A 22,646-nucleotide genomic window follows, 5' to 3' on the forward strand; every position below is an offset into this window, starting at 1 on the left:
GCAACGGCCCACGCAAGGGGGACCCCGCCGGGAAGGCCCCGGCCTGCGGACAGCGGGCCACACGAGCGGCGCCCCCGCCGGGAATGGCGCCCGCCTGTGAGCAGCAGCCCACGCGAGCGGCACCCCATACGGGGAGGCGCCGACCTGTAGGCAGCGGGACGCGCGCGGCTTCGCCGGGCAGGACGTCGACGGGGGCGGCAGGGGCACCGGGCGGGCGCGGCGATCGACGGAGGAGGCCGGTTTCCGCCCTCGGCAGCGGAGCGCCACGCGGCGCGTTGAGGCACGCTGAACGCATGCTTCTGTCTCGGTTGGCCCAGGTGTCCCGGGACGTCGCGGCGACGGCGTCCCGCTCGCGCAAGACCGCTCTGCTCGCCGACCTCTTCCGGGAGGCGCAGCCGGACGACGTGCCGATCGTCATCCCGTATCTGGCCGGCCGGCTGCCGCAGGGGCGGCTCGGCGTCGGCTGGAAGGTGCTGGGCCACCGGGTGCCGCCGGCCGCCGTACCGACGCTCACCGTCGCCGAGGTCGACGCCCGGCTCGGCGCGCTCGGCAAGGTGTCCGGCCCCGGCTCGCAGGCGGAGCGGATCCGGCTGGTCGGCGAGCTGATGGGCGCGGCCACCGAGGAGGAGCAGCGCTTTCTGCTCGGGCTGCTCACCGGCGAGGTCCGGCAGGGCGCGCTGGACGCGGTCGCCGTGGAGGGGCTGGCCCGGGCGACCGGCGCGGACCCGGCGGACGTGCGCCGGGCGGTGATGCTCGCCGGGTCGCTCCAGACGGTCGCCGAGGTCCTGCTCGCCGAGGGGCCGCCGGCGCTGGACCTGTTCCGGCTCACCGTCGGCCGCCCGGTCCTGCCCATGCTGGCGCACAGCGCGTCCTCGGTCGCCGAGGCGGTGGAGAAGCTGGGCGCCTGCGCGGTGGAGGAGAAGCTGGACGGCATCCGGATCCAGGTCCACCGGGACGGCGACACCGTCCGGGTGCACACCCGCACCCTGGACGACATCACCGAGCGCCTGCCCGAAGTGACCGCAGCCGCCCGGGAGTTGACCGGCGAGCGGTTCATCCTGGACGGCGAGGTGATCTCCTTCGACGCGGCCGGGCGGCCCCGCTCCTTCCAGGAGACCGCGGGCCGGGTCGGTTCCCGGACGGACGTGGCGCGGGCGGCCGGAGAGGTGCCGGTCTCCGCCGTCTTCTTCGACGCGCTCGCGATCGACGGCGCGGACCTGCTGGACCTGTCCTTCGCCGAGCGGCACGCCCGGCTGGCCCGGCTGGTGCCCGAGCCGATGCGGGTGCGCCGGACGGTGGCGCACGGGCCCGGGGACATCCCGGAGGCGGAGCGGTTCCTCGCCGACACCCTCGCCCGCGGCCACGAGGGCGTCATGGTGAAGGCGCTGGACGCCCCCTACAGCGCGGGCCGGCGCGGCGCCTCCTGGCTGAAGGTCAAACCCGTGCACACCCTCGACCTGGTCGTCCTGGCCGCCGAGTGGGGCCACGGCCGGCGCACCGGCAAGCTGTCCAACCTGCACCTCGGCGCCCGCACGGCGGACGGCGGCTTCGCCATGCTCGGCAAGACCTTCAAGGGCATGACGGACGCGATGCTCGCCTGGCAGACCGAACGGCTCCAGCGGCTGGCGGTGGCCGAGGAGGGCTGGGGGGTCCGGGTCCGTCCCGAACTCGTCGTGGAGATCGCCTACGACGGCCTCCAGCGCTCCTCCCGCTACCCGGCCGGCGTCACCCTGCGCTTCGCCCGCGTGGTCCGCTACCGCGAGGACAAGCGCCCCGAGGAGGCGGATACCGTGGAGGCCCTGCTGGCGTCCCACCCGGAGGTCACACCATGACGGTGCGCACGACCAGGCGCAGCGCGGGACTGCTGGTGTTCCGGCGCACCGACGCCGGGCTCGAAGTGCTGCTGGGCCACATGGGCGGCCCGTTCTGGGCGCGGAAGGACGCGGGCGCGTGGACCGTGCCCAAGGGCGAGTACGACCCCGGGGAGCCCGCCTGGGAGGCGGCCCGGCGGGAGTTCCGGGAGGAGCTGGGGCTGGCGCCGCCCGACGGGGAGGCCGTACCGCTGGGCGAGGTCGCGCAGAAGAACGGCAAGGTCGTGACCGCGTGGGCGGTGGAGGCGGACCCGGACCTGAGCGGGTTCAGCCCCGGCACCTTCGCCATGGAGTGGCCGCCGCGCTCCGGCCGGGTGCAGGAGTTCCCGGAGCTGGACCGCGTCGCCTGGCTCTCCGTGGACCGGGCCCGGGAGCTGATCGTCGCGGCCCAGGCGGCGTTTCTCGACCGGCTGGCGGAGCACTCGGGCTGAACAGCGCATCACACGTTGCGGCCCGCGCGCGGGGGCGCGAAGGTCGAGACAAGCCCGCTCCCAGGGAGGCCAGCCATGCCCATCGCGACGGTGAACCCGGCGAACGGCGAGACGCTCAAGACGTACGAGCCCATGGGCGAGGAAGAGCTGGAACGCCGGCTCCAGCTCGCCGAGGCCACGTTCCGCACCTACCGGACGACCGCGTTCGCCGACCGCGCCCGGCTGATGACCCGGGCCGCCGGTCTGCTGGACGAGGACCAGCAGGAGATCGCCCGGGTCATGACCACGGAGATGGGCAAGCCGATCGCGCAGGCCCGCGCCGAGGCCGCGAAGTGCGCCAAGGCGATGCGCTGGTACGCCGAGCGCGCCGAGGGCCTGCTGGCCGACGAGGAGCCCCCGGAGGCGGACGTACGGGACTCGGGCGCGTCCCGGGTGCGGGTGCGGTACCGCCCGCTGGGGCCGGTCCTCGCGGTGATGCCGTGGAACTTCCCGCTGTGGCAGGTGATCCGGTTCGCGGCACCGGCCCTGATGGCGGGCAACGTGGGCCTGCTCAAGCACGCGTCCAACGTCCCGCAGACCGCCCTGTACCTGGAGGACCTGTTCCACCGGGCGGGCTTCCCGGAGGGCTGCTTCCAGACGCTGCTGGTCGGTTCCGCGGCGGTGGACGACATCCTGCGGGACGAGCGGGTGAAGGCGGCCACCCTGACCGGCAGCGAGCCGGCGGGCCGGGCGGTCGGCTCCACCGCCGGGGAGATGATCAAGAAGACGGTGCTGGAGCTGGGCGGCAGCGATCCCTATGTGGTGATGCCGTCGGCCGACCTGGACCGGGCGGCCGAGGTCGCGGTGACCGCGCGGTGCCAGAACAACGGGCAGTCCTGCATCGCCGCGAAGCGGTTCATCGTGCACACCGACGTCTACGACGCGTTCACCGAGAGGTTCGTCGCCGGCATGCGGGCGCTCAGGGTCGGCGACCCGCTGGCGGAGGACACGGACATCGGGCCGCTCTCCAGCGAGCGGGGGCGGGCCGATCTGGAGGAGCTGGTGGACGACGCCAGGCGGGGCGGGGCCCAGGTGCTGTGCGGCGGTGAGCGGCCGGACGGGCCGGGCTGGTACTACCCGCCGACCGTGCTCGCCGGCATCACCCGGGAGATGCGCATCCACCGCGAGGAGGCGTTCGGGCCGGTCGCCACGGTGTACCGGGCCGGTGACGTGGACGAGGCGATCCTGATCGCCAACGACTCGCTGTTCGGGCTGAGTTCGAACGTGTGGACGCGGGAGGACGGCGAGGTCGAGCGGTTCGCCCGGGACCTGGACGCCGGCGCCGTGTACGTCAACGGCATGACCGCCTCCCATCCGGCGTTCCCGTTCGGCGGGACGAAGCGGTCGGGGTACGGGCGTGAGCTGTCCGGGCACGGAATCCGGGAGTTCTGCAACATCACCACGGTTTGGCAGGGTGCGTAGGGGCCGCGCGACTACCATCCCCTTTTGTGAACCGCGAAGTGACCCTCCCTCTGATCGTCGACGACCGCGGTACCTTGCAGGTGTCCGCGGCCGATGTGAGCAAGTTGTTGCGCACCGTGGGCGGGCGATGGCTGCGGCTGGTCGAGGCCGGGGAGCAGGGTCTGGACGAGGACACGGTCGCCGCGCTGACCATCGAGCTGGCGAAGCTGGCGGACCGGATCGACGTGGCCTGCATCGCCCACAGCAGCGGAGCGCCGTAGCGCCGCGGGCCGGCCGGCCCGCGGCATCACCCTGCGCAACCCTCCCGCGACCAGCGAGGATCGACGCCGTGTCCCCGATTCGGAGTAATCCGGCGCGTGCTCATCGCCCTCCCGGGTGACGGTGGGTGGAGCACCCACAGAGGTGAACCACCTTCTGGCCGGTGGGCGCGAGCTCACCGGGAAGCGGAAAGCAGGGACGGTTCATGGCGACTTTGTGCAGACCCTCGGTGTCGGTCCCGGAGCACGTGATCACGATGGAGGAGACGCTGGAGCTGGCGCGCTCCCGCCACGCGGACCACCCTCAACTGGCGCTCGCGCTGCGGCTGATCGAGAACACGGGTGTCAAGACCCGGCACATCGTGCAGCCCATCGAGGAGACGCTGAAGCACCCGGGCTTCGAGGACCGCAACAAGATCTACGAGGCCGAGGCCAAGGCCCGGGTCCCGGCGGTGATCCAGCGCGCGCTGGACGACGCGGAGCTGCTCACCAGCGACATCGACGTGATCGTCTACGTGTCGTGCACGGGCTTCATGATGCCCTCGCTGACGGCGTGGCTGATCAACGAGATGGACTTCGACAGCACCACCCGCCAGCTGCCCATAGCCCAGCTGGGCTGCGCGGCGGGCGGCGCGGCGATCAACCGGGCGCACGACTTCTGCTCGGCCTACCCGAACGCCAACGTGCTGATCGTGGCCTGCGAGTTCTGCTCGCTGTGCTACCAGCCCACCGACCTCGGCGTCGGCTCGCTGCTGTCCAACGGCCTCTTCGGTGACGGCGTCGCCGCCGCCGTGGTCCGCGGGCGCGGCGGCACCGGCGTCCACCTGGAGCGCAACGGCTCCTACCTGATCCCGAAGACCGAGGACTGGATCGCGTACGACGTCCGGGCCACCGGCTTCCACTTCCTGCTGGACAAGCGGGTTCCGACCACCATGGAGCCGCTCGCTCCGGCGCTGAAGGACCTGGCCGGGCTGCACGGCTGGGACGCGTCCGACCTGGACTTCTACATCATCCACGCGGGCGGCCCACGGATCCTGGACGACCTCAGCAAGTTCCTCCAGGTCGACCCGCACGCGTTCCGGTTCAGCCGGGCCACGCTCACCGAGTACGGCAACATAGCCAGCGCCGTCGTGCTGGACGCGCTGCGCCGGCTGTTCGACGAGGGCGGCGCCGAGGACCGGGCCCGCGGGCTGCTCGCCGGGTTCGGCCCCGGCATCACCGCCGAGATGACGGTGGGCCGCTGGACCAGCGGGAACGGAGCCGGGCGATGACCGAGGAGACCACGCTCACCGGGACGCTCCCGCCGATCCGGCACTGGCCGGCGTTCGACCTGCCGGGGACGGCCTTCGACCCGGTGCTGACCGATCTGATGCGCGAGGGCCCGGTCACCCGCATCCAGCTGCCCAACGGCGAGGGCTGGGCCTGGCTGGTCACCCGCTACGACGACGTGCGGATGGTCACCAACGACCCGCGCTTCGGCCGCGAGGCGGTCATGGGCCGGCAGGTCACCCGGCTCGCCCCGCACTTCATCCCGGACCGGGGCGCGGTCGGCTTCCTCGACCCGCCCGACCACACCCGGCTGCGCCGCTCGGTGGCCGCCGCGTTCACCGCGAAGGGCGTGGAGCGGGTGCGCGAGAAGGCCCGCGGCATGCTGGAGGAGCTGGTGGACGAGCTGCTCCAGGACGGCCCGCCGGCCGACCTCACGGCGGCCGTCCTCAGCCCCTTCCCCATCGCGGTGATCTGCGAGCTGATGGGCGTCCCGGCCGGCGACCGGCACGAGATGCACACCTGGACCCAGCTGATCCTGTCCTCCGCGCACGGCAAGGACATCAGCGAGAAGGCCAAGCGCGAGATGAGCGCCTACTTCTCCGATCTGATCGCGCTGCGCGAGGGCAGCACCGGCGAGGACGTCACCTCTCTGCTCGGCGCCGCCGTGGGCCGGGGCGAGGTCACCCTCGAGGAGGCCGTCGGGCTCGCGGTGCTGCTCCAGATCGGCGGCGAGGCGGTCACCAACAACAGCGGGCAGATGTTCTACCTGCTGCTGACCCGGCCCGACCTCACCGAGCGGCTGCGCGCCGAGCCGGAGATCCGCCGGCAGGCCATCGACGAGCTGCTGCGCTACATCCCGCACCGCAACGCGGTCGGCCTGTCCCGGATCGCCCTGGAGGACGTGGAGATCCGCGGCACCCTGATCCGGGCCGGCGACGCCGTCTACGTCTCCTACCTGGCGGCCAACCGGGACCCGGACGTCTTCCCCGACCCGGAGGCCATCGACTTCTCCCGCAGCCCGAACCCGCATGTGGCGTTCGGCTTCGGCCCGCACTACTGCCCCGGCGGCATGCTGGCCCGGCTGGAGTCGGAACTGCTGGTGGACGCCCTGCTCGACCGGATTCCGGGTCTGCGGCTGGCGGTGCCGCCGAACCAGGTGCCCTTCAAGAAGGGCGCGCTGATCCGCGGCCCCGAGGCCCTGCCGGTGACCTGGTGAGCGGACCATGACGGAGACGGAGGGACTCTACGTACCGCCGGGCCACGGCCGCGTCGTGGCGACCCCGGCCCAGCGGGTGACGTTCAAGGTCACCGGCACCCACTCGCGGATGGCCTCCACCTTCGAGGTGGAGGTCCCGCCCGGCTTCGACGTGGGCGCCCATGTGCACACGCGCAGCGAGGAGCTGTTCTACGTCCTGGAGGGCGAGCTGGATGTGCTCGCCTTCGAGCCGCGCGTGCGCACCCCCGACAACTGGCAGAAGTGGGAGTCGAGTTCGGGACGCCGGACGGTCCGGGCGACCCCGGGGACGGTGATCGTCGTACCGCCGGGGTGCCCGCACGCCTTCGCCAATCCCACCGAGACGCCCGCGAGGATGTTCTTCCAGGCGTCTCCGCCTCCGGACCACGAGCGCTATTTCGAGGAACTCCTGGAGATCCTCGGCAACGGCGGCCCGCCGGACCAGGAGGCGATCGAGGCACTGCGCACCAAGTACGACATCGAACAGCTGACGCCGCTCCGGCACCGCTGACGGAGCTAGCGGATCGGCATCCCGGAGAGGGTGCGGGCGATCACCAGTCGCTGGATCTCGCTCGTGCCCTCGAAGATGGTGTAGATCGCGCTGTCGCGGTGCATGCGCTCCACCGGGTACTCGCGGGTGTAGCCGTTGCCGCCCAGGATCTGGATGGCCTGCGCGGTCACCTTCTTCGCGGTCTCGCTGGCGAAGAGCTTGGACATCGAGCCCTCGGCGGCGGTGAACGGCTTGCCGTTGACCGCCATCCAGGAGGCCCGCCAGACCAGCAGCCGCGCCGCGTCGATCTGGGTCCGCATGTCCGCCAGCTGGAACGCGACCCCCTGGTTGTCGATGATCGGCCGCCCGAACTGCTCACGGGTCTTCGCGTAGTCGAGGGCGACCTCGTAGGCGGCCCGGGCGGTGCCGATGGCCATGGCGCCCACCGCCGGCCGGCTCGCCTCGAAGGTCGCCATCGCCGCGTTCTTGACCCGCTCTCCGCCGGCGGCCCGCGCCCGGGCCAGCCGCTCGTCCAGCTTCTCCTTGCCGCCGAGCAGGCAGGAGCCGGGGACGCGGACGTTGTCGAGGATCACCTCGGCGGTGTGCGAGGCGCGGATGCCGTGCTTCTTGAACTTCTGCCCCTGGGACAGCCCCGCGGTGCCCGGCGGGACGATGAAGGAGGCGTGGCCCTTGGAGCCCAGCTCCGGGTCGACGACCGCGACGACGACATGGACGTTGGCGATGCCCCCGTTGGTCGCCCAGGTCTTGGTGCCGTTGATCACCCACTCGTCCTTGGCCTCGTCGTACACGGCACGCGTGCGCATGGAGGCCACGTCGGAGCCGGCGTCGGGCTCGGAGGAGCAGAAGGCGGCGAGCTTGACGTCGTTCTGGTCGCCGTACATCTGCGGGATCCAGGTGCCGATCTGCTCGTCGGTGCCGTTGGCGAGGACGCCCACGGCGGCGAGGCCGGTGCCCACAATGGAGAGGGCGATGCCCGCGTCGCCCCAGAACAGCTCCTCCATGGCCATCGGGATGCCGAGGCCGGTGGGGTCGAAGTACTGCTGTGCGTAGAAGTCGAGGGAGTAGATGCCGACCTTCGCGGCCTCCTGGATGACCGGCCAGGGAGTCTCCTCGCGCTCGTCCCACTCCGCGGCGGCGGGGCGGATCACGTCCGCGGCGAAGCCATGGAGCCAGTCCCGGACTTCCTTCTGTTCGTCGTTCAGCTCCATGGTGAACTCGGCCATGTCCCCTCCAGCGGCGCGTACGGTGTTACTAGCGGTAACCGCAGTCTGTTACCGACGGGTAGGAAAAGTCAACCGTGGCTGACCCCTCGGCATCCCGCTCCATGTCAGGGGCCCGGTCAGTGCTAGTTTGCGCAGGCGTCACCGAATCACCACGGGTGGGGAGAGCACATGGACACCACACAGCGGACCGAGCAGCAGCGGTCCGCCGACCGCAGACGGCGCGAGCTGCTGGAGGCCGCCGACCGGGTGGTGCTCCGCGACGGCCCGCGGGCGTCGATGAACGCGATCGCGGCGGAGGCGGGCATCACCAAGCCGATCCTCTACCGCCACTTCGGCGACAAGGGGGGCCTGTACGCCGCCCTCGCCACCCGGCACACCGACGCACTGCTCGCCTCGCTCCGGGCGGCGCTGGACGCCCCCGCCGACCGGCGCGAGCGGGTGGAGTCCACCCTGGACACCTACCTCGCGGCGATCGAGGCCCGGCCCCAGGTGTACCGGTTCCTGATGCACCCGGCGGAGGGCAGCACCGGCGGCGACCAGGGCTTCGACGTCGGCAAGCACTCCGCTCCGCTGCTGAGGCGGATGGGCGAGGAGCTGGCCCAGGTCATCGAGGAGCGGGTGGACCTCGGTCCGGAGAGCCAGCAGCTCGCCCGGGTCTGGGGACACGGGATCGTCGGCATGATGCACGCGGCCGGGGACTGGTGGCTGGGCGAACGGCCCTGCTCCCGGGCCGAGTTGGTGCGGTCGCTGGCGGACCTGCTGTGGGGCCGGCTGGCGGCGGCCGGGGACCGGGTCGGCGGACCGGGGTTCTGAGGACCGCCCTCCGACCCGGAGGGGACGCGCCGGCCGCGGGCCCCCGGGAGACCTCCCTCACTTCCCCCAGGAGGCCTTGGAGATCTGCCGGAGCAGCCTGCGCTTGCGCCACCCCGTGAGGTGATCCGCGTACACCCGGCCCTCCAGGTGGTCGCACTCGTGCTGCAGGCACCTGGCGAAGAAACCCGTGCCGTGCACCGTGACCGGCTCCCCGGTCATCGTGCGGCCCTCGACCACCGCGTGGTCGTAGCGCTCGGTACCCGCCTCCAGGCCCGGCAGGGACAGACAGCCCTCCGGGCCGCGGAGCACGATCCCGTCGGCCTCCACCAGGCGCGGATTCACGATATGCCCGAGATGCCGGACATCTTCGTCGTCCGGGCAGTCGTACACGAACACCCGCAGTCCCACTCCCACCTGATTCGCCGCCAGGCCCACCCCCTGCGCCGCGTACATGGTGGCGAACAAGTCCTCCACGAGGCGGGCCAGTTCGGGGCCGAAGTCGGTGACGTCCGCGCAGGGCGTGTGCAGGGCGGTGTCGCCGTGCAGGGTGAGAGGCCGGACGCGCCCGCGGGCGCCCGGAATGGAACCGTGTCGCATGGCGGCAAGGGTACGGTTCGTTCGACCCATGCCCGCCGCGCTGGCGTGGGCCGGGATTCGGGTGTGCGAATGGATCTCGATAGGCTGAGCTTCACACCACGTTGCCGGATTGCCCCAGGCGCGGCGCGTACGCAAGGAGGATCGAGAACTGATGGCAGGCAACTCGGACCCGCTCACGCCGCGGGCCAAGCTGGCCGTGACCGCGGGTAAGGCGGTCGCTGCGGCCTCGCGCGCCGCAGGGCGCGGCAGCGGGTCGGTGATCGGCGGCCGGGTCGCGCTGAAGCTCGACCCCGATCTGCTCGGACGGCTGGCCCAGAACCTGGACGTCGTCCTGGTGTCCGCCACCAACGGCAAGACCACGACCACCCGGCTCATCGCGGAGGCGCTGCGGGCCGCGGGCCCGGTCGTGTCGAACGCGCTCGGCGCCAACATGCCGGCCGGCATCACCTCCGCCCTGGCCGGGGGCACGGAGTCGAAGTTCGGCGTGATCGAGGTCGACGAGAAGTACCTGGCCGGTGTGGCGCGGGACACGGACCCGAAGTGCATCGCCCTGCTCAACCTCTCCCGCGACCAGCTCGACCGCGCCGCGGAGACCCGGATGCTCGCCGAGAACTGGCGCGAGGGTCTGGCCGGCTCCAAGGCCGTGGTCGTCGCCAACTGCGACGACCCGCTGGTGGTGTGGGCCGCCTCGTCCTCCCCGAATGTGATCTGGGTCGCGGCCGGGCAGATGTGGAAGGACGACGCCTGGTCCTGCCCGGCGTGCGGTGGCGTGATGCAGCGCCCCGGCGACGACTGGTTCTGCGGTGAGTGCGGCTTCCGCCGGCCCACCCCGACCTGGGCGCTCTCCGGCGACCATGTGCTGGACCCGCACGGCTCCGCCTGGCCGATCCACCTCCAGCTGCCGGGCCGCGCAAACAAGGCGAACGCGGCCAGCTCCGCGGCGGTCGCCGCCGTCTTCGGGGTGCCGCCGCAGGTCGCCCTGGAGCGGATGTACCAGGTGCAGGCGGTGGCCGGCCGGTACGACGTCGTGCAGTTCCTGAACCGCGATCTGCGGCTGCTGCTGGCCAAGAACCCGGCCGGCTGGCTGGAGACGTTCTCGCTGATCGACCCGCCGCCCGCCCCGGTGATCCTGTCCGTGAACGCCCGCTCGGCCGACGGCACCGACACCTCCTGGCTGTGGGACGTCGACTACACCCGGCTGACCGGTCACCCGATCTTCGTCATCGGTGACCGCAAGCTGGACCTCGCCGTCCGCCTGGAGGTCGCGAACCAGCACTTCCAGGTCTGCGACGACCTCGACCAGGCGGTGCAGATGTGCCCGCCGGGCCGGGTGGAGGTCATCGCGAACTACACCGCGTTCCAGGACCTGCGCCGCCGCGTCGGCAACTGATCTTCGAAGGGCGATCACCTCATGAGCGACAACCAACTGCGGCTGGTGTGGATCTATCCGGACCTGCTCAGCACCTACGGTGACCAGGGCAATGTGCTCGTCGTGGAGCGCCGGGCCCGGCAGCGCGGCCTGGACGTGGCCCGGCTGGACGTCCGCAGCGACCAGCCGATCCCGACCTCGGGCGACATCTACCTGATCGGCGGTGGCGAGGACCGTCCGCAGCGGCTCGCCGCCGAGCGGCTGCGCCGGGACGGTCATCTCCAGCGGGCGGTGCAGAACGGCGCGATCGTCTTCTCCGTCTGCGCCGGCTACCAGATCCTGGGCCACGAGTTCATCAACGACCTCGGCCAGCGTGAGCCGGGCCTCGGTCTGCTGGACGTGGTGTCGGTGCGCGGCGAGGGCGAGCGGTGCGTGGGCGACGTCCTGGCCGACATCGACCCGCAGCTGGGCCTGCCCCCGCTGACCGGCTTCGAGAACCACCAGGGCGTCACCCACCTCGGCCCGGCGGCCCGCCCGCTGGCCCGGGTGCAGATCGGCAAGGGCAACGGCACCGGGGACGGCACGGAGGGCGCGTACAACGGGACGGTCTTCGGGACGTACATGCACGGCCCGGTCCTCGCCCGCAACCCGCTGATCGCCGATCTGCTGCTGAAGCTGGCGCTCGACGTCAATGCGCTGCCGCCGATCGACGACCGCTGGTACGAGGCGCTCCGCAACGAGCGCATCGCGGCTGCGCAGCAGCCTGCGTAGGCACTGTTGCGCAGCAGCCTGCGTAGGCACTGTTGCGCAGCAGCCTGCGTAGGCACGGTTGCGCAGCAGCCTGCGCAGGCACGGTTGATCACTGCCGGGAAGCCCCCTGCCTGAGCGCTTGCGCTCCAGGTCAGGGGGCTTTTCCGTGGTCTTCGGCGGGGCGGCGGGGAGCCCGCCTGACGGGCCGTCCGCTCACATGTGCGGGCGCGTCCAGCAGGCGGACGCCCGCTACGGCGGGGCCCCCTCGCGCCGGTAGGGTGGCGGTGAATCCGCCGGACAACGTGGTCCGGTCTGACCGGCCCACGTTGAGAAGGTAAACGGGCTATGCGCATTGGTGTCCTCACGTCCGGCGGCGACTGCCCCGGCCTGAACGCCGTCATCCGGTCCGTCGTGCACCGTGCCGTCGCCGACCACGGCGACGAGGTCATCGGCTTCCGGGACGGCTGGAAGGGCCTCCTGGAATGCGACTACACGAAGCTCGACCTCGACGCCGTGGGCGGCATCCTGGCGCGCGGCGGCACCATCCTCGGCTCCTCCCGGGTCCGTCCGGAGCATCTGCGGGACGGGGTGGAGCGGGCCAGGGGCCATGTCGCGGAACTCGGCCTGGACGCGATCATCCCGATCGGCGGTGAGGGCACCCTGAAGGCGGCCCGGCTGCTGTCGGACAACGGGCTGCCCATCGTGGGCGTGCCCAAGACCATCGACAACGACATCGCCGTCACGGACGTCACCTTCGGCTTCGACACCGCCGTCGGTGTCGCGACGGAGGCCCTGGACCGGCTGAAGACCACCGCCGAGTCGCACCAGCGGGTGCTGATCGTGGAGGTCATGGGCCGGCACACCGGCTGGATCGCGCTGCACTCCGGCATGGCGGCCGGCGCCCACGCCGTCGTGGTACCGGAACGGCCCTTCGACATCGACGAGTTGACCAGGAAGGTCGGCGAGCGGTTCGCGGCGGGCAAGCGGTTCGCCATCGTGGTCGCCGCCGAGGGCGCCAAGCCGAAGCCGGGCACCATGGACTTCGACGAGGGCGGCAAGGACATCTACGGGCACGAGCGGTTCGCCGGGATAGCGCGTCAGCTCTCGGTGGAGCTGGAGCAGCGGCTCGGCAAGGAGGCGCGGCCGGTCATCCTCGGGCATGTACAGCGGGGTGGCACGCCGACCGCCTACGACCGGGTGCTGGCGACGCGGTTCGGCTGGCACGCCGTGGAGGCCGTGCACCGGGGCGAGTTCGGCATGATGACGGCGCTGCGCGGGACCGACATCGTGATGGTGTCGCTGGCGGAGGCGGTCGAGACCCTCAAGACGGTGCCGACCGAGCGCTACGACGAGGCGGAGTGCGTGCTCTAGCCCGTCCGGGCTGTGGGCTGTGGTTCGGCCGAGAACAACCCGCCCCCGGTCACCGTCGTGACCGGGGGCGGTTCTACTCTTGGTGCGGACACAGACAGCTGTGGACAGACACCGCACACCCCCACGAACCAGGAGCCGCAGGATGGATCACGGCGGGCACGGCATGATGATGGATCTGCCGCCGTTCACGCTGGGGCGGGGGCTCCAGTGGTCGGCGGACCCGTTCTTCCTCGTCGCCTGTCTGCTGGGGCTGGGTCTGTACGGCTGGGGTGTGGTGCGGCTGCGGCGGCGCGGGGACGCGTGGCCGGTGGGCCGTACGGTGTCGTACGCCGTGGGTGTTGCGACCATCGGCCTGGTGATGTGCACCAGGCTGAACGACTACGGCATGGTGATGTTCAGCGTGCACATGGTGCAGCACATGATCATCAGCATGCTGTCGCCGATCCTGATCCTGCTCGGCGCACCGGTCACCCTGGCGCTGCGGGCGCTGCCGGCCGCCGGCCGGGGCCGCAAGGGTCCGCGCGAGCTGCTGCTGGCGCTGCTGCACAGCCGGTACATGCGGATCATCACCCACCCGGCCTTCACCATCCCGCTGTTCATCGCGAGCCTGTACGCGCTGTACTTCACCCCGCTGTTCGACTTCCTGATGGGGTCCAGGGCCGGGCACATCGCGATGATGGTGCACTTCCTGGCAGTGGGCGTGGTGTTCTTCTGGCCGATCATGGGGGTCGACCCGGGCCCGCACCGGCCGGGGTACGTGATGCGGATGCTGGAGCTGTTCGCGGGCATGCCGTTCCACGCGTTCTTCGGCATCGCGCTGATGATGGCGTCGGCGCCGATGGTGGAGACGTTCGAGCACCCGCCGGCCTCGCTCGGCGTCGACGCGCTGGCCGACCAGGTCTCGGCCGGCGGCATCGCCTGGGCCTTCAGCGAGGTCCCGTCCGTGCTGGTGCTGATCGCCCTGCTGTTCCAGTGGTACCGCTCCGAGCAGCGGCAGGCCAGGCGCACGGACCGGGCCGCGGACCGGGACGGCGACAAGGAGCTGGAGGCGTACAACGCCTATCTGGCCTCGCTCGGCGCCCGCAAGGGCTGAGCGGACGGCCTACGGCTGGGTGAGGACCATGGCGAGGGTCAGCAGGCCCAGCACCACCCAGCCGAACCACAGCCAGCCGTTGCTGCCGAGCGCGACCGTGTAGGCGGTCACGACGACGAGCCCGCCGACCGTGAGTGCCCCCATCGCCTTGGTGGAACCGCTTGTGGAACCGGGCATCGCGACACCCTCCTCATGGTCCGTACCGACCATGGTGCCCCGGCTGCGGGCGAAAGGGGATGCCCTCGGTGATTACAGTGCCCGCATGAACAGCAGGACGTCGTCGTTCGACGACCTCGACCGCAAGATCATCACCGCGCTGATGGCCAACGCCCGGACCAGTTTCGCCGAGATCGGCGCGGACATCGGGCTGTCCGCCACGGCGGTCAAGCGGCGCGTGGACCGGCTCCGGGAGACCGGGGTGATCACCGGGTTCACGGCGACGGTGAAGCCCGCGGCGCTCGGCTGGCGCACGGAGGCGTATGTCGAGGTGTACTGCGAAGGCGCGGCCCCGCCCCGGCGGATCGCCGAGGTGGTGCGCAACCACCCGGAGATCACGGCGGCCATGACCGTGACCGGCGGCGCGGACGCGCTGCTGCATGTGCGGGCGCGGGATGTGGAGCACTTCGAGGAGGTGCTGGAGCGGATCCGCGTCGAGCCGTTCATCCGGAAGACGATCAGTGTGATGGTGTTGTCCCACCTCCTCCCGGAAAGCCCGGAAGCGGGTGCCACCCATGCGGCACCGGAGTGACCCGAGCAGGCGCAGCACTCGTGCGTGCACCCCTGGAAAGACGCAGCGATGCTGCACATCCACGCAGCTTTTCATTCTTGTCGTCCGTCCTCCTCGCTTTCTACCGTGGTGTCACCCCCAGTGACAGTCAGCAAAGCGGAGGAAACCCTCTGTGTCGGAGAGCCGTGCACAGCGCCACCGGCGCTTTCTCGTCTGCGAACCCAGACATTTCGCGGTGCAGTACGCGATCAACCCCTGGATGCATCCCGACCGGCCGGTCGACGTGGACCTCGCCCAGGAGCAGTGGCAGGAGCTGATCCGCGTCTACCGCGCCCATGGCCACACCGTGGACGCGGTCGAGCCGGTGCCCGGGCTGCCGGACATGGTGTTCGCCGCGAACGCCGCGTTCGTGGTGGGCGGCCGGGTCTTCGGCTCCCTGTTCCACGCGCCGGAGCGGCGTCCCGAGTCCACGCACTACGACACCTGGTTCAAGACGGCGGGGTACGACGTCTACCGCCCCGAGTCGGTGTCCGAGGGCGAGGGCGACCTGGTGTGGACGGGCCGGTACGTGCTCGCCGGCACCGGGTTCCGCACCACCCGTGAGGCGCACCGGGAGGCGCAGGAGTTCCTCGGCCACCCGGTGATCGGTCTGACGCTGGTGGATCCGTACTTCTACCACCTGGACACGGCGCTGTTCGTGCTGGACGACGACAACATCTGCTACTACCCGGAGGCGTTCTCCGCGGGCAGCCGGGAGGTGCTGCGGCGGCTGTACCCGGACGCGGTGCTCGCCACCCGCGAGGACGCGATGGCGTTCGGGCTGAACTCCGTCTCCGACGGCCGGAACGTCTTCATCGCGCCCCGGGCCGAGGCGCTCGCCGAACGCCTCGCCGACCACGGCTACCACCCCGTCCCCGTCGACCTGTCCGAGTTCCACAAGGCCGGCGGCGGCATCAAGTGCTGCACCCAGGAGATCCGCTGATGACCGCACCCGCCCGCACCCGTACGTCCGGCGACCTGATCCGCGCCGAGGAGCCGGTCCTCGCGCACAACTACCACCCGCTGCCCGTGGTCGTCGCGCGTGCCGAGGGCACCTGGGTGGAGGACGTCGAGGGCAACCGCTACCTCGACATGCTCGCCGGGTACTCGGCGCTGAACTTCGGCCACCGGCACCCGGCGCTGATCGAGGCCGCGCACCGCCAGCTGGACCGGCTGACGCTCACCTCGCGGGCGTTCCACAACGACCGGCTCGCCGAGTTCGCCGAGCGGCTCGCGGAGCTGACCGGCCTGGACATGGTGCTGCCGATGAACACCGGCGCCGAGGCGGTGGAGAGCGGCATCAAGGTGGCCCGCAAGTGGGCCTACGACGTGAAGGGCGTCCCGGCCGACCGGGCGACGATCGTGGTCGCGGCGGAGAACTTCCACGGCCGTACGACGACCATCGTCAGCTTCTCCACCGACGAGACGGCCCGCGCCGGCTTCGGCCCCTTCACCCCCGGCTTCCGGGTCGTGCCGTACAACGACCTGGCCGCGCTGGAGGCGGCGGTCGACGAGACCACCGCGGCGGTGCTGATCGAGCCCATCCAGGGCGAGGCCGGCGTGATCATCCCGGACGACGGCTATCTCGCCGGGGTGCGGGAGCTGACCCGGCGCGCGGGGTGCCTGTTCATCGCGGACGAGATCCAGTCGGGGCTGGGCCGCACCGGCCGTACCCTCGCCGTCGAGCACGAGGACGTCGTGCCGGACGTGCTGCTGCTCGGCAAGGCCCTGGGCGGCGGGATCGTACCGGTGTCGGCGGTGGTGGCCCGGCGCGAGGTGCTGGGGGTGCTGCACCCGGGCGAGCACGGCTCGACGTTCGGCGGCAACCCGCTGGCCGCGGCGGTCGGCACGGCCGTGGTGGAGCTGCTGGAGACCGGCGAGTACCAGCGCCGCGCCGCCGAGCTGGGTGTCGTCCTGCGCGGCGGGCTGACCGAGCTGGTCGGCAGGGGCGTGGTCGGCTTCCGCTCCCGGGGCCTGTGGGCGGGCGTGGACATCGACCCGGCCATCGGCACCGGCCGTGAGATCAGCGAGCGGCTGATGCGGGAGGGCGTCCTGGCCAAGGACACCCATGGCTCCACCGTCCGGCTGGCGCCGCCGCTGACCATCACCGCCGAGGAGCTGCGTTCCGCGCTGGCGGCCCTGGAGAAGGTTCTCGCCTGAGTAACGTCCTGGTCCTGGGACCATCAACTCCTGTCCGGCCCCTAGGACAAAGGCGGTTCACAGGAGTACCGTTCCGGCGCTCGGCAACGGGAGATCATGTGCGGCCGTAGGGGCGGCCGCGCCCCGTGCCGGAGAAGCCGGAGAAAAGTCCATGCGCGTCACTTCCGCACGGCGCAGACCGCGCCGCGGCGCGAACGGCGGCGGTAGAGCGGCATTCGCCGCCACCGCCGCCGCACTCCTGATAGCCGGGACGGGACCCGTCGCCGCGTTCGGAGCGGGCAGCGACACGGGAACCGGCCGCCATGACGTGGCGGGCGAGGAGTCCCACGAACTGATGGAGTCCATCGACTCGTTCAACGAGCCGCGGCTCTCCCCCAGCGACCAGGTCGCTCCGGGCGCCTACGCCGCCGCCTGGGCCCACATCAAGAACATGCCGGTGGCGTCCGGCAGTTGGTCGGAGGTCACCACCTCTCCGTACAACGAGGACGCCGCCCACTACCGCGACCAGTCCGCCTCCAACTCCGGTGGCGGGGCGGGCCATTCGGCGGGCCGGATCGCCGCCCTGGCCACCGACCCCGGCCACGCCGGTGTGGTCTACGCGGGCGCCGCCGGCGGTGGCGTGTTCCGCTCCACCGACGACGGCAGGACCTGGACGCCGATCGCCGACCGGCTGCCCGCGCTGTCCGTGGGTGCCCTCGCGGTCGCGCCCGACGGCTCGCTGTGGCTGGCCACCGGCGAGGCGACCACCGCCTCCGACAACTACCTGGGCAGCGGCGTCTACCGGCTCGCCGACCCGGTCACCGGCACCTTCGCGGAGAGCGACAAGGTCGGCGGCACCGAGCTGGACAGCAGCTCCGTGCACACCCTCACCTTCGACAAGGCGGCCGGTTACGTCTTCGCGGCCTCCTCGCACGGCGTCTTCCGGCGCCCGCTGTCGGCCGACCGGTCCAGCGCCTGGACCAAGGTCCTCGCCCCCTGCGCGGGCGTCGGGATCAGCGGGGTGAGCTGCGGGGTGGACAGCCACTACGCGGACATCGCCGACGACATCGCCGTACAGCCCGGCAGCGACGGCAGGAAGCTGCTCGCAGACGTGGCCTGGCGCGGCGGCGCGGCCTACAACGGCTTCTACTACTCCGCGGACGCGGGCGTCACCTGGAAGCGCGCCAACCCGACCGGCGCGGTCAACCCCGCCGAGATCGGCAACGCGGCCTTCGCCTACTCGGCCGACGGCAGCAAGCTGTATGTCTCGATGGAGTCCCCCAAACTCCTGAACAAGTCCTCCGGCTCCGGCGTCTACTCGGTCCTCGCCGGTGTGTACGTCAGCTCCAGCGGCAACGCCGACGGCCCGTTCAAGCAGATCGCGTCGGCCTCCTCGCTGTCCGCCAGCGGTTCCGCGATGAAGGTCAACGAGATCGGCACCGGCTACCAGCCCGGCTCCCAGTCCTGGTACGACCAGGTCATCACGGTCGACCCGACCGACCCGAACCATGTCTACCTGGGCCTCGAGGAGATGTTCGAGTCCCGGGACGGCGGCGCCACCTGGAAGACGATCGGCCGGTACTGGAACTTCGGCATGCCGTGCTACTCGCCCGATCCGGCCGCGGACACGTGTGACGGCGATGTGATGCACTCCGACCAGCACGCCCTCGCCATCTCCCAGTGGCCCGGCAAGGCCCCGGAGGTCTTCGTCGGCAACGACGGCGGCGCCTACGCCCGTCCCACCGCGCAGACCACGTCCGGCTGGCGCAACCTCAACGAGTCCGGCACGCTGCGCAGCCTCCAGTACTACTCGGTGCGCGCGGGGAAGATGACCGACGGCAGCGGCGAGGCCGTCTGGGGCGGTCTCCAGGACAACGGCGTCTCGCTGCTGGCCCCCAAGGGCGCCACCTACCAGGGCGCGCAGCTCAACCCGGACGGCGAGATGGTCTCCCCGTTCGGCGGCGACGGCGGCGACCAGCTGGTCAACCCCGCCAACGGCTGCCAGACGGTCGGCGAGTACGTCGACCTGGCGCTCCAGATCACCGACAACTGCGGCTACACCGCGAGCGCCGACGGCGCCGAGGACGTCATCACGGACATCGCACCGGGCGACCCGGGGGCCCGCTTCATCGCCCCGTTCGCCGCGGACGAGACCGACCCGAACGGCCTGTGGATCGCGGGCGGCCAGTACGTGTGGGGCAACACCAGGACCTGGCAGAGCACCTCGGGCGCCGACTGGACCAGGCTGTACGACCTGGGCGCGGGCCACTCCGCCTCCGCGGTCGCCAGCCGCGGCCATGTGAGCTGGGCGGCCTGGTGCGGCCCCTGCTCGAAGGTGGACGGCACCTTCGGCCGGGGCATCGCCACCAACTACGGCGGTACCTGGCACCAGGTGAACCTGCCCGCCGACTTCCCGAACCGCTATGTCGCCGGGCTGAGCATCGACCCGTCCGACGCCTCCGGCAAGACGGTCTACGCGGTGGTCAACGGCTTCTCGCGGCACTGGAACGAGGGCCCCGGCGCCGGCTACGGCCATGTCTGGCGGACCACGGACGGCGGCGCGACCTGGACCGACGTCAGCGGTGACGCCGCCGCCACGGACTCCTTCCCGGACGCCCCGGCCAACGCGGCGCTGGTCACCCGGGACGGCACCCTCGTGGTCGCCACCGACCTCGGTGTCTTCACCAGCACCTCGGCCGGCCACTGGTCCCGGCTGGGCACCAACCTGCCCACCTCGCCGGCGGTCTATCTGTCGCCGAGCCCGGACGGCAGCCGGATGTACGTGGCCACGCACGGCCGCGGCATCTGGAAGACGGCGATGCCGTAGACCCCCGCTGCGACGACGAGGCCCCGGGAATCTCCCGGGGCCTCTTGGCGTACGGCGGAAAAGGTCAGGCGGAGGCAGGCGCCGCCGGGCACAGCCAGTGCGCGGCCGCCGCCAGCAGGGTCGTCACGCCGGTCTGGATGGCCGGCCTCGGCAGGGGCGCGAAGTGCGGGGAGTGGTTGGACGGGATGTGCGAGGGCAGGCCGTTCTCCAGCAGGCCGGTGAGGGAGACGCCGGTGTAGAGGGCAGGGTCGGCGCCGCCGAAGTGCCAGAAGACGGAGGGGACGCCGAGGGTGGTGCCGAAGATGCCGAAGTCCTCGCTGCCGGTGATGGGCTGGGGCAGGGCGAGGACGCGTCCCTCGCCGAGCGCGCCGGTCAGGGCGGTCTGGACGGCGGCGGTGGCCGCGGGGTCGTTGGACAGGACCGGGAAGGACTTGAGGGGTTCGATCTGCGGGTCCTTGGGGGCGCCTGAGGCGGCGGCCTCGGCCCGCACGATCCGCTCGACCGCCGCCAGCACCCGTTCGCGCACCGCCGTGGTGGTGGAGCGGATGTTGACGGTCAGTTCGGCGGTGTCCGGGATGATGTTCTCCTTCGTACCGCTGTGGATCGAGCCGACCGTCACCACGGCGGCCTGGTTGGCGCCGATCTCGCGGGAGACGACGGTCTGCAGGCGGGTGACGACCGCGGCCGCCATGACGATCGGGTCCACGGTCAGCTCCGGGCTGGAGCCGTGTCCGCCCCGCCCGAACAGGGTGATGCGGAAGCTGTCGGAGGCCGCCATCACCGGTCCGGGGCGGGTGCCGACGACCCCGGCGGGGGCGGGGGCCACATGCTGGCCGAGGCAGACGTCGGGCCGGGGAAAGCGGTCCGCGAAGCCGTCACCGACCATCACCGCGGCCCCGCCGACCTCCTCGGCGGGCTGGAACACCGCGACCACCGTGCCCCGCCAGTGGTCCCGGGCGGCGGCCAGCAGGGCGGTGGCGCCGAGCAGGCAGGTGACGTGCATGTCGTGCCCGCAGGCGTGCATCACGGGCACCTCCTCGCCGCGGGCGTCGGTGCCGGTCGCGGTGGAGGCGTACGGCAGTCCCGTCTCCTCCTTGACCGGCAGGGCGTCCATGTCGGCGCGCAGCAGGACGACCGGCCCGGGGCCGTTCGCGAGGACGCCGACCACACCGGTGCCGCCGACTCCCTCGGTGACCTCCCAGCCCTGCTCGCGCAGGCGGGCGGCCACGGTCCGGGCGGTGCGGAACTCCTGGAAGGACAGCTCGGGGTGGGCGTGCAGGTCCTGGTAGAGGGCGAGCAGGCCGGGCAGGCGGTCCGGGAGTCCGGCGAGCAGGGGGGCGAGGGTCATGAGGGCTCCAGAGTGCGTGCGTCGGAAAGGAGGGCGGCCGCGCGGAACGCGTCGGCGTCCTGCGGGGTCAGCCACGCCATGACGGCGGCGGCGACCGCGCCCAGGACCAGACAGGCGAAGGCGGCCCGGAAGGAGAAGGCGTCGGCGAGGACGCCCAGGACCGGCGGGGTGATCATGCCGGCCAGCTGGCCACCGAAGACGATCACGGCGCTGCCCACACCGACCCGACCGGGCGGCAGCGCGCGCAGCGGCACGGCGAAGATCGGCATGTAGGCGAGGGAGGCGACGGAGACGGCCACCGCGACCAGGACGAGGAAGCCGGTGAGCGAGGAGACCACGGCCAGCAGCGCCAGGGCGAGCGCGGACACCGCCATGGCGGGCACGATCACCGTGCGGTGGTGCCCGCCGAGCCGGTCGGCCAGCCGCCCGCCGACGATCGTGGCGATGGCCGCGCCGAGCGCCGGTACGGCGGCCAGGGCGCCGATCGAGGTGAGGGAGACCCCGCGGTCGTCGTCGAGGTAGGTGGGCACCCAGGTGGTCAGGCCCCAGACGATGGTGTTGTAGCCGTACATCATCCCGGCGAAGCGCCACAGCACACCGGTGCGCAGCACCTGCCCCAGCACCTCCCGGCCGGCCGGGGCCGGGGTGCCGCCGCCGTCGAGCGGGGCCGGCAGCCACAGCCGTAGCGCCCCCAGGACGAGCACGCCGAGGGCGGCCGTCGAGAAGAAGGCCGAGCGCCAGCCGAAGGCGCTGATCAGCGGGGCGGCGAGGAGCGGGACCAGGACCGCGGCGAACGCGTTGGAGCTGAGGATCAGGCCGTTGGCGCCCATCCGCTGCGCGGGCGTGGTCCGCTCCACCAGCAGCGTGGTGGAGGCCGGCGGGAAGGCACCCTCGGCCATGCCGAACAGGAACCGTACGACGAGCAGCACGGCGAAGGACCGGGCGAACCCGGTGAGGGCGGTGAACACGGACCACAGCAGCAGCGCCCAGCAGGTCACCCGGCGTGCCCCGAACCGGTCGCTGAGCATGCCGCCGGGGATCTGGCAGAGGGCGTACGCGAGGAAGAACGCGGAGACCAGCAAGCCCTGCGCGCCGTGCCCGAGCCGGAACTCGTGGCCGAGCGAGGGCAGGGCGAGGTTGATCACGAGGCGGTCGGCGTAGTCGACCAGCCAGGCGGCGAAGAGCAGGGTGACGGTGGTCCGGACGGTCCGGGACACGGCACTCCTCTCGGGCTCGGATGCGGCGCGGGGCCTCACGGGTGGCTCGGGGGCGGTTCGGTACGGCCGGGAGGGCTGCGGCCCGGCGGGAAGTGCCCT

The 22,646-nt window shown here is 72.0% G+C and carries 21 protein-coding genes; 16 read left to right on the forward strand and 5 right to left on the reverse strand.

The genetic code is table 11. The features are described 5' to 3' along the window. Positions 1 to 293 precede the first annotated feature (293 nt). From ACZ5CZ_RS19725 to ACZ5CZ_RS19755, 7 genes are all read left to right on the forward strand, one after another. On the forward strand, positions 294 to 1,832 hold the full coding sequence (locus tag ACZ5CZ_RS19725) for an ATP-dependent DNA ligase (RefSeq protein WP_468944397.1): 1,539 nt from the start codon (positions 294 to 296) through the stop codon (positions 1,830 to 1,832). Further along, on the forward strand, positions 1,829 to 2,302 hold the full coding sequence (locus tag ACZ5CZ_RS19730; RefSeq protein WP_385844297.1) for an NUDIX hydrolase: 474 nt from the start codon (positions 1,829 to 1,831) through the stop codon (positions 2,300 to 2,302). The genes ACZ5CZ_RS19725 and ACZ5CZ_RS19730 overlap by 4 nt, the downstream gene beginning before the upstream one ends. Positions 2,303 to 2,377: 75 nt before the next feature. Then, positions 2,378 to 3,763 carry an NADP-dependent succinic semialdehyde dehydrogenase gene (locus tag ACZ5CZ_RS19735; RefSeq protein ID WP_468944404.1) on the forward strand — a complete coding sequence of 462 codons (1,386 nt, stop codon included), beginning with the start codon at positions 2,378 to 2,380 and terminating at the stop codon, positions 3,761 to 3,763. Positions 3,764 to 3,789: 26 nt separating this feature from the next. After that, positions 3,790 to 4,023, forward strand: a complete 234-nt coding sequence (locus tag ACZ5CZ_RS19740) for a DUF6213 family protein (protein ID WP_385844295.1) — start codon at positions 3,790 to 3,792, stop codon at positions 4,021 to 4,023. 203 nt (positions 4,024 to 4,226) lie between these two features. Then, positions 4,227 to 5,291: a type III polyketide synthase gene (locus tag ACZ5CZ_RS19745; RefSeq protein WP_385844294.1), complete on the forward strand. Its 1,065-nt coding sequence runs from the start codon at positions 4,227 to 4,229 to the stop codon at positions 5,289 to 5,291. Further along, a complete protein-coding gene (locus tag ACZ5CZ_RS19750) occupies positions 5,288 to 6,505 on the forward strand; it encodes a cytochrome P450 (protein ID WP_468944408.1) in 1,218 nt (405 codons plus the stop codon). Before ACZ5CZ_RS19745 ends, ACZ5CZ_RS19750 begins: the two co-directional genes overlap by 4 nt. A gap of 7 nt (positions 6,506 to 6,512) precedes the next feature. Further along, a complete protein-coding gene (locus ACZ5CZ_RS19755) occupies positions 6,513 to 7,034 on the forward strand; it encodes a cupin domain-containing protein (protein ID WP_385844291.1) in 522 nt (173 codons plus the stop codon). Positions 7,035 to 7,039: 5 nt separating this feature from the next. Here the strand turns inward: ACZ5CZ_RS19755 and ACZ5CZ_RS19760 are convergent, their stop codons facing one another. Then, positions 7,040 to 8,257: an acyl-CoA dehydrogenase family protein gene (locus ACZ5CZ_RS19760; RefSeq protein WP_385844290.1), complete on the reverse strand. Its 1,218-nt coding sequence runs from the start codon at positions 8,255 to 8,257 to the stop codon at positions 7,040 to 7,042. A gap of 168 nt (positions 8,258 to 8,425) precedes the next feature. On the opposite strand from ACZ5CZ_RS19760, the gene ACZ5CZ_RS19765 reads away from it, so the two are divergent. Continuing rightward, positions 8,426 to 9,070: a TetR/AcrR family transcriptional regulator gene (locus ACZ5CZ_RS19765; protein ID WP_385844289.1), complete on the forward strand. Its 645-nt coding sequence runs from the start codon at positions 8,426 to 8,428 to the stop codon at positions 9,068 to 9,070. Positions 9,071 to 9,127: 57 nt separating this feature from the next. Here ACZ5CZ_RS19765 and def read toward each other — a convergent pair whose 3' ends face one another. Further along, on the reverse strand, positions 9,128 to 9,667 hold the full coding sequence (gene def, locus ACZ5CZ_RS19770) for a peptide deformylase (protein WP_385844287.1): 540 nt from the start codon (positions 9,665 to 9,667) through the stop codon (positions 9,128 to 9,130). Positions 9,668 to 9,818: 151 nt separating this feature from the next. Here def and ACZ5CZ_RS19775 point away from each other — a divergent pair, with 151 nt between their 5' ends. The 4 genes from ACZ5CZ_RS19775 to ACZ5CZ_RS19790 all read left to right on the forward strand — a co-directional run bounded on the left by ACZ5CZ_RS19775 (position 9,819) and on the right by ACZ5CZ_RS19790 (position 14,250). After that, complete coding sequence (locus ACZ5CZ_RS19775; RefSeq protein WP_385844286.1) at positions 9,819 to 11,057, forward strand: Mur ligase family protein; 1,239 nt, start codon at positions 9,819 to 9,821, stop codon at positions 11,055 to 11,057. Between the two features lie 21 nt (positions 11,058 to 11,078). Next, on the forward strand, positions 11,079 to 11,807 hold the full coding sequence (locus tag ACZ5CZ_RS19780; RefSeq protein WP_385844285.1) for a type 1 glutamine amidotransferase: 729 nt from the start codon (positions 11,079 to 11,081) through the stop codon (positions 11,805 to 11,807). 324 nt (positions 11,808 to 12,131) lie between these two features. After that, a complete protein-coding gene (locus ACZ5CZ_RS19785) occupies positions 12,132 to 13,157 on the forward strand; it encodes a 6-phosphofructokinase (protein WP_385844283.1) in 1,026 nt (341 codons plus the stop codon). 142 nt (positions 13,158 to 13,299) lie between these two features. Further along, a complete protein-coding gene (locus ACZ5CZ_RS19790; RefSeq protein ID WP_468944417.1) occupies positions 13,300 to 14,250 on the forward strand; it encodes a cytochrome c oxidase assembly protein in 951 nt (316 codons plus the stop codon). Positions 14,251 to 14,259: 9 nt separating this feature from the next. Here ACZ5CZ_RS19790 and ACZ5CZ_RS19795 read toward each other — a convergent pair whose 3' ends face one another. Next, positions 14,260 to 14,427, reverse strand: a complete 168-nt coding sequence (locus tag ACZ5CZ_RS19795; RefSeq protein WP_467540887.1) for a hypothetical protein — start codon at positions 14,425 to 14,427, stop codon at positions 14,260 to 14,262. 85 nt (positions 14,428 to 14,512) lie between these two features. Here ACZ5CZ_RS19795 and ACZ5CZ_RS19800 point away from each other — a divergent pair, with 85 nt between their 5' ends. The 4 genes from ACZ5CZ_RS19800 (at position 14,513) to ACZ5CZ_RS19815 (ending at position 19,982) form a co-directional block, all read left to right on the forward strand. After that, positions 14,513 to 14,998 carry an Lrp/AsnC family transcriptional regulator gene (locus ACZ5CZ_RS19800; protein WP_385844279.1) on the forward strand — a complete coding sequence of 162 codons (486 nt, stop codon included), beginning with the start codon at positions 14,513 to 14,515 and terminating at the stop codon, positions 14,996 to 14,998. A 151-nt stretch (positions 14,999 to 15,149) separates the two neighbouring features. Then, positions 15,150 to 15,959 carry a dimethylargininase gene (gene ddaH, locus ACZ5CZ_RS19805; protein WP_385844277.1) on the forward strand — a complete coding sequence of 270 codons (810 nt, stop codon included), beginning with the start codon at positions 15,150 to 15,152 and terminating at the stop codon, positions 15,957 to 15,959. Beyond that, positions 15,959 to 17,176: an ornithine--oxo-acid transaminase gene (gene rocD, locus ACZ5CZ_RS19810; protein ID WP_385844276.1), complete on the forward strand. Its 1,218-nt coding sequence runs from the start codon at positions 15,959 to 15,961 to the stop codon at positions 17,174 to 17,176. The genes ddaH and rocD overlap by 1 nt, the downstream gene beginning before the upstream one ends. A gap of 151 nt (positions 17,177 to 17,327) precedes the next feature. After that, a complete protein-coding gene (locus tag ACZ5CZ_RS19815) occupies positions 17,328 to 19,982 on the forward strand; it encodes a WD40/YVTN/BNR-like repeat-containing protein (RefSeq protein WP_468944421.1) in 2,655 nt (884 codons plus the stop codon). A 64-nt stretch (positions 19,983 to 20,046) separates the two neighbouring features. Here the strand turns inward: ACZ5CZ_RS19815 and ACZ5CZ_RS19820 are convergent, their stop codons facing one another. Together ACZ5CZ_RS19820 and ACZ5CZ_RS19825 are read right to left on the reverse strand one after the other, a co-directional pair. Further along, complete coding sequence (locus ACZ5CZ_RS19820) at positions 20,047 to 21,330, reverse strand: amidohydrolase (protein WP_468944424.1); 1,284 nt, start codon at positions 21,328 to 21,330, stop codon at positions 20,047 to 20,049. Further along, positions 21,327 to 22,547, reverse strand: coding sequence for an MFS transporter (locus ACZ5CZ_RS19825; RefSeq protein WP_385844272.1), 1,221 nt, complete (start codon positions 22,545 to 22,547; stop codon positions 21,327 to 21,329). The genes ACZ5CZ_RS19820 and ACZ5CZ_RS19825 overlap by 4 nt, the downstream gene beginning before the upstream one ends. Positions 22,548 to 22,646 lie beyond the last annotated feature (99 nt).

It is taken from the genome of Streptomyces sp. NPDC031418, from assembly GCF_055581605.1.